Origin of the sequence: Bacillus sp. NEAU-CP5 (genome assembly GCF_026420705.1) — a bacterium.
Classification (GTDB): Bacteria; Bacillota; Bacilli; order Bacillales; family Bacillaceae; genus Bacillus; species Bacillus velezensis.
Genome location: NZ_JAPMOV010000005.1, coordinates 201,842 through 216,935, shown reverse-complemented (window position 1 = coordinate 216,935; position 15,094 = coordinate 201,842). Strand labels below are relative to the sequence as shown.

Here is a 15,094-nt window from a genome sequence, read left to right as displayed (position 1 = left end):
TGATGCCTTTAGTGTGCGACGAACCGGGTGTTTTATGTTAAAAAATCGTGATTGCGCCGATGATGAGCGCAAAAGCTGTCATGACGATAACGGCAAGAACCGCCCATTTCATCGCAAACTTCTGGTGTTCATCAATCGTGACCCCGGCAAGCCCGACTAATAAATGCGTCGACGGCACGAGCGGGCTTAACATATGAATCGGCTGGCCGATGATCGAAGCGCGGGCGATTTCCACCTTATCTACACCGTACGCCACGGCGGTCTCGGATAAAATGGGCAGCACGCCGTAAAAATAGGCGTCATTGGGCATCAGAAACGTAAAGATACCGCTCGTTAAGGCAACAATCGCCGGAATAAATCCCCCCATCTGTTCCGGAATAAGCGATACGAGGGAAATGGCCATCTCATCAACCATCTTCGTCCCCGTTAAAATTCCGGTAAACACGCCTGCGGCAAAAATCATCGAACCGATCGCAAGCACATTGCTCGAATGGGCTGAAATACGCTCCCTTTGATCGTTAAGCTTCGGATAGTTGACAATCAGCGCGATACAAAACGCAATGATGAACAGCACGGTTAAATTCACTTTTCCTGACACTAAAAATCCCACTAAAGAAAGCGTTAACAGTAAATTGAACCACCACAGTTTCGGCCGCCTCCATTCATCTTCCGCAGCCGCAGCCGTTTCATTTGTATGGGACGGCTGCTTTAATTCGATCACCCCGAGCCGTTTCCTTTCCATCCTTCCGAGTACATAAGCGACCACAATCATACACACCATTCCGCTGGCAATGACAGGCAGCATCGGCCCCGTCAGCTCTGCCGGGTCAACGCCGAGCGCACTCGCCGCACGCGGCGTCGCGCCGCCCCATGGTATCGTGTTCATGATACCCATGCCGACACCGGCGATTCCCGCTAAAATAATCGGACGGATTCCGAGCATGATATACAAAGGCAGCATTGCGCTTGTCGTAATCATATACGTCGTCGAGCCGTCTCCGTCCAGTGCGACAAGCATGGTTAAAACGGCTGTTCCGACTACAATTTTGAGCGGGTCGCCTTTAACCAGCTTTAAAATACGCGACACCATCGGATCAAATAAACCGGTATCAATCATAATGCCGAAATAAAGAATCGCAAACATAATCATGACTGCAATCGGCGCCACCTGTTCAATCCCGGAAATCATCATCTCGCCGACCCGGTTAAAAGAAAACCCGGCAAACAGCGCAAACACGATCGGCGTTAATACGAGCGCCGTTAACACTGAAAGCCGTTTTGTCATAATCAGTACCATAAAAACAAGCATCATAAGAAAGCCTAAGATTGCTAGCACAGTATGTCCCCCTTATCGTGAATACGCTTACATTTTAAAGGCCCGATCCCCTTTATCCGCCTTTTTGCTATCTTATGAGAATTGGATATTGAAGTAAATATTTTGGATTTTAAAGATTTTTAATTTTTTATAACCTTTTCGTTCATTTTGTTCATTTATAAATAAAAAGCCTCCCGCAAATATGCGGAAGGCTTATTTTTCGCTGCTCATCATCTCTTTATAAAACTCGGTCTGCTCTTCTAAAAAGCGTTTTGCGCCGCTGCTGTTTTTATAAAAGCTCTCCCAATCCCGTTTTTTCAACATTTGCTTCCACTCCGCGGATGAGGTAATCTGTTTCAAAGCCTGATCCCAATAGGCGATCTCGCCTTCGGTCATGTCTATCGGCCCCATGATGCCTCTCCAGTGCGCAAAGACAAACGGCACCCCCTGCTCTTTCCATGTCGGCACATCGCTGAAGCCGGAGAGCCTTTTGTCCGACGTAACGGCCGCCAATGTGATTTTCCCTTTCCGATAGGCGTCTCTCGCTTCTGAAATGGTCATTGAAGCGGCGTCTATCTCGTGGCTGATAAGAGCTTCAATGACTTCATTGCTGCTCCCGTATTGAAAAAAACGGATATCAAACGGAGAAATTCCGGCCATTTCCGCCGCTCTCGCAAAGGAGAGCTGGTCATCATTTCCGAGGCCGGGCGCAAATCCGATTTTTATGCCGCCCGGATGTGCTTTAATATCGCCGAGCAGCCGCTTTCCGCTTTTTATCTTTGAATCCTTCGGAAGAGCGACGGTCTGCCACTCTTTTGCGATAATGGCCAAAGGCGTAAAATCAGCTGCCTTCAGCCGGCTTTGTCCCAAAATTTCATTGCTTAACAGCAGGCTTGAATTCATACTGATGACATCCGTTTTTCGTTCGTTTACATATTTCCAGCCGCTGTCTCCGCCTCCGCCGGGTTTATAGACGATCTTTACGGGCCGGCCTAATATTTGCTTCCGCTCTATTACCGATTGCAAAGCTTTTGCCGTTACGTCCCAGCCCCCTTGAGGCGCTGCCGGGACGACAATTTCAACCGGCCCTTCGGCTGAACGGATGCCCGCCATCTGCCGTCCGTCAAAAGAAACCAGCGCCGCCAGCATGACAAGAAGCACTCCCAACCGCTTCATTTCTCCCATCCCTTATTCATGTGCTAAATAATATTTCCGTTCCGGCCTGCCGATAATGCCGTACTCTAATTCAGCGAGCGCTTCTTCCTGAGAAACGAGAAACTCGGCGTAGCGCCGCGCCGTTGTTCTGGAGGCGCCCATTTTTTCGCCCAGTTCTTCGGCCGTCATCCCTTTTTGGGCTTCCCTGAGCGCGTTTTTGATTTTTTGAAGTGTAATCGAATTAATCCCGGTTGGCAGATCATTGAGCTGTTTTTGTTCTTTCTGACCGCTTCCGAAAAACATGTCGATAACGGACTGGCTCAGCTCCGGCTGTGAGTGCAGCCATTCTCTTTTTTCCCGGTACTGCAAAAGCACTTCTGTAAATTTATTTGCCGACACCGGCTTTATGACATAGTGAGAAACGCCTGACCTGAGCGCTTCCTGCAGCAGTCTTGTTTCGGCAGAAGCCGTAATAATGATGATATCAACGGAAGGAAAACGGCCGCGGATAAGGGGAAGCAGATCTGTCCCCAGCTCATCAGGCATATAAATATCCAAAAGCAGAAGATCAGGCTGCCGTTTCTCAAGCAGCGATATGGTGTCTTTGGCATTGATTGCTTTACCGATGACATTGAATCCATCAAGATGTTCGATAAATTTTTCGTGAATTTGCGCTATTCGAAAGTCGTCCTCTGCAATCGCGATGTTAATCACACCGATTCCCCCTTTGGCGTTTCTTTCGGTATAAACACCGTAAATACGGCACCGCCGCTCTTTTGCTGCGAAATCTCTATCGATCCCTGCAATTCACTGACGGCTTCTTTCAGATTGGCTAAGCCGTATCCTCTCCTCGTCCCCTTTGAAGAGTAGCCCTTTTCAAATATCGTTTCTGTTTTTTCCTGAGGCACGCCGTCTCCTGAGTCCGCCACTTCGATGACGATATCCCTGCCGATATCGGTCATAAAAAAGGCGACCTCTTTTTTCTCTTTTTCGGCGACGGCTTCGAAAGCGTTATCAATAAGATTTCCGATGATCGTAATGAGCTGGGATGAACCCACATGCTCCGGCAGCGATTCTAAAAAGCTGTTTTCATCTATTGAAAGCTTCACTTTCTTCTCAGACGCCTTTCCCATTTTTCCTAATAGTATGGCCTGAACCCGCTGTGAATGAATGTTTTGAAAGAGGATTTCGTGCTGTTCATTCTGAATGGCGTACTCTTCTTTTATCAGTTCAATGGCTTCATTATATTCTCCCAGCTCTAACAGACCGAGGATCGCGTAAAGCTTATTCGAGAATTCATGCGTTTGCGCCCGAAGATCCTCTGAGTATTTTTTCATTTCAGTCAGCTTGTTAATGAGTTTCTTGAGCTCCGTTTTTTCGCGGAAGCTGATCACCGCTCCGTATACTTGTCCGGTCTGCTTCATTTCTTTCACGTTTAAGATAAATACTTTATCTCCGGCACGCACCTCCACGTTCGGCGGTAATTCTCCCCCTGCCAACACCGGCATGAGATTTGCGCCCGGCATGATTTCTTTTATATGCCTTCCGATCATCGGTTCCGGAAGATTCAGCATATCAGCCGCAGATAAATTCATCATGGTTACCGCGCCTTCTTTGTTTACGGCGATAATCCCTTCTTTAATCGCAAGGAGCATCGCATTGCGCTCCCTGTATAGCGCTGCAATTTCATGCGGTTCAAGGCCGAGTGTATCTTTACGGATGCTTTTTGCGAGCGCCGCCGCTCCCCCGATGCCGATAAGAAACACCAAACATGCAAAATAGCCTAAATGCCGCAGATGCGCTTTCATATCTTTTTCTATCTCATCTTGTAAAAACTCGACTGTCACCGTTCCGACGACTTCGTTATGATTTTTTTCCTCCAAAATAACCGGGGCGCTCCCCCGGACAGCCTTCATTCCGTCGGAAACCGGTGACCCGCCGAACATGACGGTTTTATTTTGCAGATTTTGATTTTCTTTCGGAATGCTGCTTCGGGCCGAATGAAATGCAACATGCCCTTTTTGATCAGTGATGTAGACGGCGTGCGCGCCTGCCTGTTCTTTCATTTGTTCAATGACATCTAACTTTGTAAAAGCCTCTTGATCCGCAAGCCGGAACGCCTCTTTTACAGGAGGCATGTATGAAATGGTTTTTGCCGTTTGCACCGCCAGCTGTTCAGCCTGCTTCTGGCCTTCCTTTAATTGCTGAAAGGCAAATATAACTGTGAGCGTTCCGATAACAAGTATTAATAAAGCCGCAATTAATCCGGCGATTTTCATTTGCAGAGAGACATAAAACCGCTTCGCTTCCAACACAGCACCAGCCGTCCTTTCCTCCTAAAATCATACCACTTTTTAAATCTTTGTTTCTCATTTTTGAGAATTTTCGTGATCTTTTTCTCTTGTCATTTCTTTCAAAAAGTGCAGTCTGGTATAATTTCCCTCAAGAGAGATAAGAAGGATGAACTTTTTATAATCGCTGCGCAAAAAAAGACTGACAGAAGCCAGTCTCGGGATGTTTAACAGCGGACGTATATTCAGTTGAAAAAGTGTTTCTCTATGATGGCCGAGATACATTTGAATGACCGGAAATATCAATCAATTTTCCTTTGACGGCCAGGCGTCCTTCGGTTCTTACCGCTTTGTCGCATGTGATTAATGTAATCTCTTTATCTTTTGTCTCCTGAATTGCGTTTGCTTCTATTTCTGAAATCATGGTTTTTGATGTTACAGAATAAATATAGTCTTTTCTAAAGTCGGTCATCACGATTTGCGCGCCTTTTTTTATGTGTAAAAGAGGGCCGAACAATAGGTTCTCCTGCTTCAGATGGTGGCCTGCCAACGGGTAGTTTCCCTCGCCCATTTTCTGATCCGGACGCATAGTTGCCGCGCCGATCAGCAGGTTTTCATTGGTTGTGCCTTTTAAAATCGGAAGGTCTAAATCGATGCTGCTGATGGTTATCCGTCCGATTATCGGTTTTGGTTTGCGATTAAAACTTGACTGAACTGTTTCCCTGAAACCGGGCGGATGAATGGATTCAAAATCATAGTCCGCTTTTTTCATGTTATTTTTCCGCGCTTGTTCTGCGGTTAATTCCGATTCAATTTGGCTTTTACTGAGGTACGCGATCAAACAGCCTTTCATGAGAGGTGAGAAAATGAGAAGCAGCCCGGACAAAATAAGAACGGCAATGATCATCTTTTTAACCATGAAGAAAATTCCTTTCTTGTACGTCATGCGGTGAGTATTTGGTGAGAAATGATTCTCTTTTTAAAAAAGCACCTGATCGATTCTTACATGATCAGGTGCGATAACGTCTATCTATTCCTTGCTTTCTTTCTTGATACAACAGCCGCGGCTCCGCCGGCTAATAGCAGCAGAATACCGGCCGTGACCGGCATCATACCGTCCGTATCACCGGTTTTCGGCAGGTTTTTGCCTGTATCCGAATGATTGGTTTTACCATTGGTATCAGGATGATGCCCGCCTTGATTCGTTTGATGATTCGGTGTGTCTTTCCCAGGTGCGGGATTTTTTAATTTCTTATTAGAAACGACGACCTCAACGGCTTTTAACTGTCCTTTTTCAATTGTGAATTCAATTGGTTTTTCGTTCAGCTGATAGCCGTCAGGCGCTTTTGTTTCGATAAATCGATACTGCCCGGGCGCTAATCCTTTCACCGTAAACCGGCCCTTTTGATCCGTCTTCCATACCGCCGGCCGTTCTTTGCCGCCGGTGTTTACCGGATGTCCGGCAGAATCCGTGATCTTGAATTCAGCACCTTCCAGCACCTTATTTTTATCGTCATGATCCACTTTTGTCAGTGTGACATCACCAGGCGTCAGTGTATTCTCCGCACTGATTTCGACTGGTTTTATGTCGGTATTTGTGATCTTGAATGATATTGGCGTTTGATCCAAACTGTAAAGTTCGGGCGCTTTTGTTTCGATAAATTGATATTCGCCCGCTTTCAGTCCCCGTACAATAATTTGTCCGTGCTCATCTGTCGTCAGACCCTCTGTCAGTACTTTGCCGTTTGCATCTGTCAGATTAAACTTCGCACCTTGCAGGACTTTCCGTTTGTCACCTTGATCCAATTTTGTGAGAACAACGCTGTTCTTGATGTTAACTGCAGTCAGGGCAGCCTGATTCGGTTTTCCGCTGTTCTCAGCCTTAATCGTAAACGGCACAGGGGTTGTTGACAGCAGATAACCATCCGGCGCTTTTGTTTCAACAAATTGATAGTTTCCGGGCGCCAAACCGCCGGCGTCAATTTTGCCGCCTTCTTTTGTCATCAGATCGTCTCTTACGGTTTTTCCATCACTGTCAATGATTTTAAATACTGCACCGTCTAAAACGTTTCCGTCTTGATCCTTCTTGATCAGCTGGACAGAGCCTTTATAGTTGACGGCCGTTCCTGCGTCAGACGGCTTCGGCTTTCCTTCCGCTGTTTCTGAGATGGTAAACTCTTTTTTCTCCGTATTTAACACATAGCCGTCGGGCGCTTTCGTTTCGATGAAGGCGTAATGACCCGGTGCAAGACCGGATGTTTCTACTTTTCCGTCCTTATCTGAAACCAGATCTTCTTTAACCGTTTTTCCATCACTGTCGACGATTTTGAAGACTGCACCTTCAAGCTTCTTGCCTTCCGCATCTACCTTCGTCAGCCGGACAGAGCCTTTATAGTTGACGGCCGTTCCTGCGTCAGTTGACTCCGGCTTTCCTTCCGCCGATTCTGAGATGGTAAACTCCACTTTCTCCGTATTTAACACATAACCGTTGGGCGCTTTCGTTTCGATGAAGGCGTAATGACCGGGTGCAAGGCCGGATGTTTCTACTTTTCCGTCCTTATCTGAAACCAGATCTTCTTTAACCGTTTTTCCATCACTGTCGACGATTTTGAAGACTGCGCCTTCAAGGTTTCGGCCTTCCGCATCTTCCTTCGTCAGCCGGACAGAGCCTTTATAGTTGACGGCCGTTCCTGCGTCAGTTGACTCCGGCTTTCCTTCCGCTGTTTCTGAGATGGTAAACTCCACTTTCTCCGTATTTAACACATATCCGTTGGGCGCTTTCGTTTCGATGAAGGCGTAATGACCGGGTGCAAGGCCGGATGTTTCTATTTTTCCATCCTTATCTGAAACCAGATCTTTCTGAACCGTTTTTCCATCACTGTCGACGATTTTGAAAACTGCGCCTTCAAGATTCCCGCCGTCTGCATCTTTCTTCGTTAATGCGGCTTTTCCTTGATAATTCACCATTGATCCCAATTCAACATCAGGTACTTGATTCTTTTCGTTCTTTGCGATTGAGAAGTGAATGGCTTTTGTGTTTACGATAAACCCTGATGGGGCTTTCGTCTCCATCAGCCGATAGTATCCGGCGGGCAAACCGTTGATCTCAACTTTCCCATTTTTATCGCTTTCAATATTATTTTTTATCAGAGTATAGGTGCCGTCGCTTGATTTTTTCTCAAGCTTAAATACAGCACCGGCCAAAGGCTTGTTGTTTTCGTCTTTTTTGATAAGCGTCACCTTATTTTTTTGATTTATGACTTTATAGAGTGCTCCTGCAGCGGAGGATTTGCCGTCAATCGTAACGGAGACCCCGTTTACATAAGCATCGCTGATGGTGTAGCCGTCCGGAGCTTTTATTTCTTTCAGTACATAGGTTCCGTAACGGATATTCCCAAACGTAAGTTTACCGGCATCGTCTGTTGTGCCCGTACGCAGCAGCTGCTTGCCGTCTTTAGACCATAATTGAAAGCCGGCTCCTGAAAGAGATGTTCCGTCTGATCCTGTTTTAGATATCGTCAGGCTTCCCTTCTCTCCTGATCCTGAGCCGCCGCCGCTTGAAATGGCGACAAACACTGAGCTGTTGTTCTCTTGGGTCTGCTCCTCAACATTTGTCCCTGATATCGACACTTTGTTGCTGACCTGACCGCTGCTGCCGGAAATATTAATGAGAGAACGATATTGTATGACATACGCGCGGTCGATTTGTTTATAGCTGCCTGTAAAGGTAAGGACAAATGATTGTTCGCCGGTGGCATTGTCAGTTTTTATATCTAGTTTATAGTCCTTATCTTTTTCAAGCTTCACATCACCCGGAATAAGGTTTCCGCTGCTGTCTTTCATAACGCCGTTCTCATTATATTTTGCTTGATATACTTTAAAAGAATCTTCATCTATTATTTGATTCTCATCCGGTGTGTCTTTGACTTTTACGTCATCCAGTGTCGATTGGCTGGCATTGACATTGATGTTCCAATCGATATTGTTTCCGTTCTGTTTGCCGCCTTTAGAAATCAGGTTTCCTCCGTTTGCGATGGAAACTGAACCCGTCAGCGTTCGGTCTGCGTGGTCATTATTAAAGTACTCTGCTTTGTTTGTGTATTGATTCTGTTTGATGACCTGGCCTTTTAATGACGTTTTAAATTCAATCAGGTATGGTACAGCGTCATCTGTTTTGAGATGTACGGTTAACGTATTTTTGTTGCCATCTGACGGCTCCTCTATTTCATATTTTGAAGGATCCAGCGCCTCTCCTTCAGTGATGGAGCCGTTTTTGCTGATGGTATACGATTTAACAGCAACCGATCCATGCAAAAATTGCTGACCATCTGTGATCGTATCTTTTATATAAGGATTTTTTGAAGGTTCGCCATTATAATTAATGCCGACTTTCCATGTGATTTCTTTTGAAACGGCGTTGTATGAGCCGTTTTTGAATCCATTATGGGACGTCTGATTGTTCGGTGTGAAGCCGCTCGATTCCTTATTTGTGCGTTTGCCGCCGTTTTTATCCGTCCATGTCGACTCAGCCGTATTCTTAATGGGTTCGTTTGAAAAGTCAGCGTTGAATTTTGTCTTATACGTGATCTTAAACTGACTGTTTGTTTCTGCATAATCCCCGATCAATGCTATTGTAAAGCCTTGATTTCCGGATTTTTTTGTTAATGTATAGTCTGTTCCTTCTTTCAGCGTTTTGTTATCAGTCGTGTCTTGCATGTGAAATGAATCGTCAATGAGCGCCAGGCCTCCGCTGGTAAATTGATCATCCAGCGTCCAGTCTTTCATTGTGTAACCGTTTTTGTTAACTGTGATTGTCCAATCAACCGTCTTCTTCTCATAGTCTGCGTTTGAATAATGTTTAATCAGATTCTGCTGAATGGCGGTTCCCGGAGTTTCCTTTGAGTCCCCCGTATCTGTCATTGCTGTATTGGTGTATTTGACAGGACTGTCAATAATGACCCCATCGTTGACTTGAGATTGATAAATGATCTTATATGCTCCTGTGACAGTTTGCTTGAATTTTATGTCAAAGCCGTTCCCGTTATCAGTCAGCGTATAATCCTCACCCTCTTTTAATGGGGCGCCCTCTTGTTCGGTGCCGTTCTGGCTGAATGTAATCGGAAGGACTTTCAATGAACCGGGAACAAGATGCAGATCGTCTGATCCGAACGTATCCTTGATGCCGGCTTTGGATTGATCAATCTTTTTCTCACCGTAGTTGTACATCACAGCCCAGCTGAACGTTTGGGTTTCTCCTTTATAACCTGTCGAAGATTTTTCTATCATTTTTCCGTAACCCGCTGTTACGGAAGCTTCCGCAGAAATCGGCTCCGCATTTTCTCCGCTGAATGCCGCCTTGTTTGTCTGCGTGATGTTTCCGCCTTTACCCGGCTTTGCCTCATCTTTAATTTCCGTGTCATATATGAGCCGGTAGGCTGAATCAATTGTCCCGGCGAAGGTGACATTACCGTTTTCGTCAACAGTATAACCTGAAGTTATCTCATTTCCCTGACTCACCGAGCCGTCAATATTCACATCAAGTTCATACACTTTCACAGAGCGGAAAGTCAATTCGTCCGGAAGGCTTTCAGTCAATTTCGCATGTTTAACTTCTTCTTCCTTTTTATTAAGATCAACCGTCCACGTTACCTTTCCAGGATTAATACCTTTATCCAATGACCCTGATTTCTCAATGGTTTTATTGACATTCGGTTTAAAATAAACCGTCACGTCCGGCGTATCAGAGTTAACCGGAAACTTAATCTTTTGTGTGGTGGATCCTTTTATTTCTTTCTGATTGAATTGGGTGTTTACATACAATGACCCCTTGACGTTAGTATCTTCTTTTACCTCGCCGTTAAACGTCATGATGACATGGCCGCTCGTATTAATGGAAAAAGTTCCGTACGTACTATCGCCGTCGGTCAATGGCTGGTTCGTAATGTCATTATGCATGATAAATTCTTTAGGCAGATCAAATTCATATCGATCACCGTCGTTTATTGTTTTTCCCAGCTCATTCGGAATCGCCCATTGAATGGTGATATTTGCCGGAGAGTTCGTATTCGCAGGGTTGTTTTTGTCATATGTTTTTCCTTTTTCATCCGTCAATTTCACATCAGTTAAAATATTTTGCGTAATCTGGCTTCCGCCTGATTGAAGGCTTTTAGCGGCAGATTTGCTTGAAACCACCATTTTTGATTGACTGCGTTTAGCAGAAGGTTTTGATTTCGTTGTCTGTTCTGCTTTCTCCCCGCCGTCTGCAGATGCTGATTTTTTCTCTGTCTTTTCCTGAGGTTCAGCAGGTGTTGAAGAGGTGTTTTTTTCTGTTTCGGAATCCGTTGTTCCGTCTTTCTTCACAGGTATTAACACCTGCTGGGTCTTGCCGGCATCCAGTTGAAAAAGAGCTTTTGCCATTTTCGTCTCATCTGTTATGTCAGGAGTAAACTTCGCCGACAGTGTAATGGAGCCTTTGGCATCCCCGGCATCCGCTCCAGCATCGTTCACTTTCACTTCCAGCGTGCTGCTGTCTGCTTCAGCTTTATATATACCGATCACCCGATCAGCTGATTTCAGCTCACCTTCGGCATCGTTATCTAATGTAAAACTTTCCGGAATCTTTAAGGTGATATTCCGGTCACTTGCATCTTCCTTGTGTTTTAGTGACCATTCGTATGTCAGTGTCACTTTATCTCCCGATGCTAAAGCGGGCTCACTCCCTTTTGACCCGTCAACGGTCTGCTGTCTGCTGTCTTTGACTGCAACTGAATCAAAGAACCCGCTCTCGCTTTGTTGTGATCCGGAAGCGGCTGCGATCGGAGTAAAGCTGACAACTTGGCTGAAGATGAAAAACAGCGTGAAGCATGAAATCAATGCCGGCCTCAGCCTTTTGCTTTTTTTCGGGCTGAACGAAAAGTTCCTCACTCCCAAGTCTTATTCCTCCCCTTTTATATAGACTCACGTTCGAACAAGCCGGTAAGCATGGGAATCTCCTTATCCGAACCAAACTACATTGTATGAAATCGGCCTATACAAATTCTGTACATGGGATCATTTCAGAAATAGCGCACAAAAAAAGACCGGCATCAGCCGGTCCGTTCATTCAATCGTCAATTGATTTTATCCTTCAATTGTTTATAGCGTTCGTATTCCTTTATCGCCTCTTCTACCTTTCCCAGTTTATTAAATAACTGCAGTTTGTATTGTATAATTTTATCGTCACCGGGCTCTATTTTCTCAACCTGCAGGCAAATGTCCATCGCTTGATGATCGTTCTTCTCTTGGATGAGAAAACCAATCAGTTCGTACGCTTTGCTGAGCCACTGATGGGCAAGACGCGCTTTTTCCGGCTCCGCCCACAGATAGCCATTCTCCATGAGATAATGGTTCTCATATGACATGACAATGTTCATGTGCCGGGTTAGTGCAGCTGCGCTGAGCGGAGGAGCCTCTTTTAATGTTTTTTCCCATTCAACTGTATCAATCTTTACCCCGGAAAGCCGGAGAATGTATCCTATATCGGTATTTTCTATTGATTGGCTGAAGGGCAGCTGACCGATTAATTTCCGTATCTGATATATTGTCGAATAGAGCTGGGTGCTTGCTTTTGATATATCATAAGCAGGCCAAAACATCTCCATCAGCATATCTTTACTGACTGTGCGACCTTGATTAAGAAGTAAAAATGCATACAGTTCACGGGCTTTGGATGTTCTCCACTTGACTGTTATGTATGTTTTGACACCATTTACCGATTGATAAAAGTCCAGGTTCCCAAAACATTGTATAACATAATCCGTCCCGGTATTCTCTTCTGCCGTCCTGAGTTTTTTATTCATTCGGATTCGCTCAACAGTTGTCAGCAGCCGGGCATTGTCAACCGGTTTTAAAAGATAATCGACAGCATTTAATTCAAACGCTTTGATCGCGAATTCATTATAAGCGGTGATAAAAATAACTTGGATATTTTCATTGAGCTCCTGAATCGATTCAGCAAGCTCAATACCGTTTATCCCGGGCATTTCAATGTCAAGAAACACCGCATCAGCTGCTGAAAGCTCCGAATGCTCCAGAACTTCCGCCGGATCTTGAAACGTTATAATAGATTGAAAGGCGTTTGTCCGCTCAAGCATACGATTAAAATGAAGCAATGCCAGTTCCTCATCATCCACAATTAACGCTTTCAAACCGCATCCCACCCGTCAATATAGATATATCTGAAAATAATTTCAATTATACCATGTCCAACGCCCTATATAGTTGGATTCTTTTTCTTTCTCTTGTTGTATTATAACGTTTGTGATTACAATATTTATACATTACATAAGATAATAGAATGCCCCTGAATGGGATAAAGGAGTAATGATGTGAAAGAAAAATTTATTTCGATTTCGATTATTTGCGGCTACGCTGCTTTCTTTATGATTTTTATGGTCCTGAATCATTTTTCAGGATCATCCCTCCCTCAAGCGGAACAGGGCGTGATTAATCTGGAAAAGTGGGATTTTCAAAAGGATGGAAATGTCCAGCTGAACGGGAAATGGATTCTATATCCAAATCAGATGCTGTCACCGCAGGCGCTTCATTCAGCAAAAGGAAAAAACCCCGTACTCGTTGATGTCCCCGTCAATGTGAAGCTGTTCGGAAAAACGGCCGATGTGGATTACGGGACGTACAAACTGACAATCCGATCAAATGAAGACAATCAGGTTTTGGGGATCAGCACATCTTATATCTACAGTTCAAACCGCCTTTATCTTAATGGGAAATTAATTGGACAGAGCGGCAATCCTACAGAAAAAGCTGATTTTAAGGCGCAGAACAAACCGTACAGCAGCTTTTTCAGGCTTCACAAGGGTGACAATGAACTTGTCCTGCATTTTTCGAATTTCGGAAAAGTTCCCGGCTGGGGGATCGCAAAACCGATAACGTTTGGGACTCAAGAACAAATTATACGCGAGAATCAAATTTCCTTTTTCAATGATTCCATTATGATTACGGCTTTTTTCATTACCGGTTTATATTTTCTCGGCTTTTTTCTGCAACGGACAAAGGATAAACATTTATTGTTCTTTTCCGTGATGTGTCTGCTTTTTTCTGCCATTATTCTTATGATCGGGAAAGAAAGAATTATCTTTCTCCTCTTTCCGTCTATTTCATTTTCATTGCTGAATTCCTTGCGTATCATCTCAACCGTGCTTGTCAGCATGGCGGTTTTTCTTTATCTCTTTTATGCATACAGAGAAATTGTTTCAAAAACGACGATCACCATTTTAACCGCTGTATCCGGGATCATCTTGATCACTGATTTTATGTCCGGACGTTTCATTGACCACCTCTCATACATTTTACATTCTGTGCTTGCCGTTACGACTCTGTTTTATATTACATATATTTTTACGATTGCCGCCATAAGAAAAATAAAAGGAAGCACGTACCTTACACTCGCATCCGTCTCGATGTGCGCTTTTGTGATTCTTACGACCATTTCAGCTTACAGCGGCAAAACGGCTTTTTCTTTTAATTCGCTCTATTCATTGCCGACAGTCATCGCTTTATTGGCGGTGGTTCTTCTGATGGCGCAGCAATTCGCCGGAGCTTTCCGGGACAATGAAGTCCTCTCACGGAAATTAGTCAAAATCGACCAACTGAAAGATGAATTTATCGCCAAAACTTCACACGAATTCAAGACGCCGCTGAACAGCATTATTAATATATGCCAAACCCTTGTAGCCGGCAGAAAAAAGAAGACGATAGAGGAAGAGAAAGAAAATATGCAGCTGATCATCCGTATGGGCTACAGACTTTCCGATCTCGTAAATGATATTCTTGATTTGGAAAAAATGAAGCAGGGTATGCTGCAGATTCGTCCGGTTCCCGTCGATGTGCATGCCGTCATATGCAGTGAGATGAACTTCTACCGGCTTTTATCCAAACATAAAAAACTTGCCATTCTTAATCATGTGCCGGACGGCCTCCCTTTGGTGCTTGCAGATGAAAACCGATTCCGTCAAATCTTAACCAATCTTGTTGAAAACGCAATCAAGTACACATCCGAGGGGAACATTATTCTTTCTGCTGAAAGCCTGAATGACAAAATGATCCAAATCACGGTGGCCGATACCGGCAGCGGCATTCCTAAGGCTGATCTTGAAACCATTTTTGATTCTTTTCAGCAAGCGGGAGGGACGGAAGAAGATGGAACGGGTTTAGGTTTAAGTATTGTGAAACAGCTCGTCAAGCTCCAAAACGGGGACATCTGGGCGGAGTCAGCGGCGGCGCAAGGATCAGCCTTTCATTTTACGTTACCCGCCGCTCAAATTGATTCTTTACC

The 15,094-nt window shown here is 44.7% G+C and carries 7 protein-coding genes and 1 pseudogene; 1 reads left to right on the top strand and 7 read right to left on the bottom strand.

Annotated elements, in window-relative coordinates; all coding sequences use genetic code 11:
• Nucleotides 1–37: 37 nt before the first annotated feature.
• From OTK50_RS16380 to OTK50_RS16350, 7 genes are all read right to left on the bottom strand, one after another.
• A complete protein-coding gene (locus OTK50_RS16380) occupies nucleotides 38–1,336 on the bottom strand; it encodes a citrate:proton symporter (RefSeq protein WP_007408485.1) in 1,299 nt (432 codons plus the stop codon).
• 192 nt (nucleotides 1,337–1,528) lie between these two features.
• Nucleotides 1,529–2,491: a tripartite tricarboxylate transporter substrate binding protein gene (locus OTK50_RS16375; RefSeq protein WP_072588894.1), complete on the bottom strand. Its 963-nt coding sequence runs from the start codon at nucleotides 2,489–2,491 to the stop codon at nucleotides 1,529–1,531.
• 12 nt (nucleotides 2,492–2,503) lie between these two features.
• On the bottom strand, nucleotides 2,504–3,184 hold the full coding sequence (locus tag OTK50_RS16370) for a response regulator (protein WP_072588893.1): 681 nt from the start codon (nucleotides 3,182–3,184) through the stop codon (nucleotides 2,504–2,506).
• Nucleotides 3,181–4,785, bottom strand: coding sequence for a sensor histidine kinase (locus OTK50_RS16365; RefSeq protein ID WP_039062765.1), 1,605 nt, complete (start codon nucleotides 4,783–4,785; stop codon nucleotides 3,181–3,183). Before OTK50_RS16365 ends, OTK50_RS16370 begins: the two co-directional genes overlap by 4 nt.
• Before the next feature lie 241 nt (nucleotides 4,786–5,026).
• Nucleotides 5,027–5,680, bottom strand: coding sequence for a class A sortase (locus OTK50_RS16360; protein WP_038457258.1), 654 nt, complete (start codon nucleotides 5,678–5,680; stop codon nucleotides 5,027–5,029).
• Nucleotides 5,681–5,787: 107 nt separating this feature from the next.
• On the bottom strand, nucleotides 5,788–11,691 hold the full coding sequence (locus OTK50_RS16355; protein ID WP_266121963.1) for a SpaA isopeptide-forming pilin-related protein: 5,904 nt from the start codon (nucleotides 11,689–11,691) through the stop codon (nucleotides 5,788–5,790).
• 179 nt (nucleotides 11,692–11,870) lie between these two features.
• Nucleotides 11,871–12,947 carry a response regulator gene (locus tag OTK50_RS16350; RefSeq protein ID WP_266121962.1) on the bottom strand — a complete coding sequence of 359 codons (1,077 nt, stop codon included), beginning with the start codon at nucleotides 12,945–12,947 and terminating at the stop codon, nucleotides 11,871–11,873.
• A 234-nt stretch (nucleotides 12,948–13,181) separates the two neighbouring features.
• Here OTK50_RS16350 and OTK50_RS16345 point away from each other — a divergent pair.
• Nucleotides 13,182–15,065, top strand: a pseudogene (locus OTK50_RS16345) (ATP-binding protein); the annotation flags it as partial.
• Between the last annotated feature and the right edge of the window lie 29 nt (nucleotides 15,066–15,094).

Excerpts from the sequence above, each read along its gene's own strand:
- OTK50_RS16375 (WP_072588894.1), bottom strand. The coding sequence starts at position 2,491 with ATGAAGCGGTTGGGAGTGCTTCTTGTCATGCTGGCGGCGCTGGTTTCT.
- OTK50_RS16360 (WP_038457258.1), bottom strand. The coding sequence starts at position 5,680 with ATGGTTAAAAAGATGATCATTGCCGTTCTTATTTTGTCCGGGCTGCTT.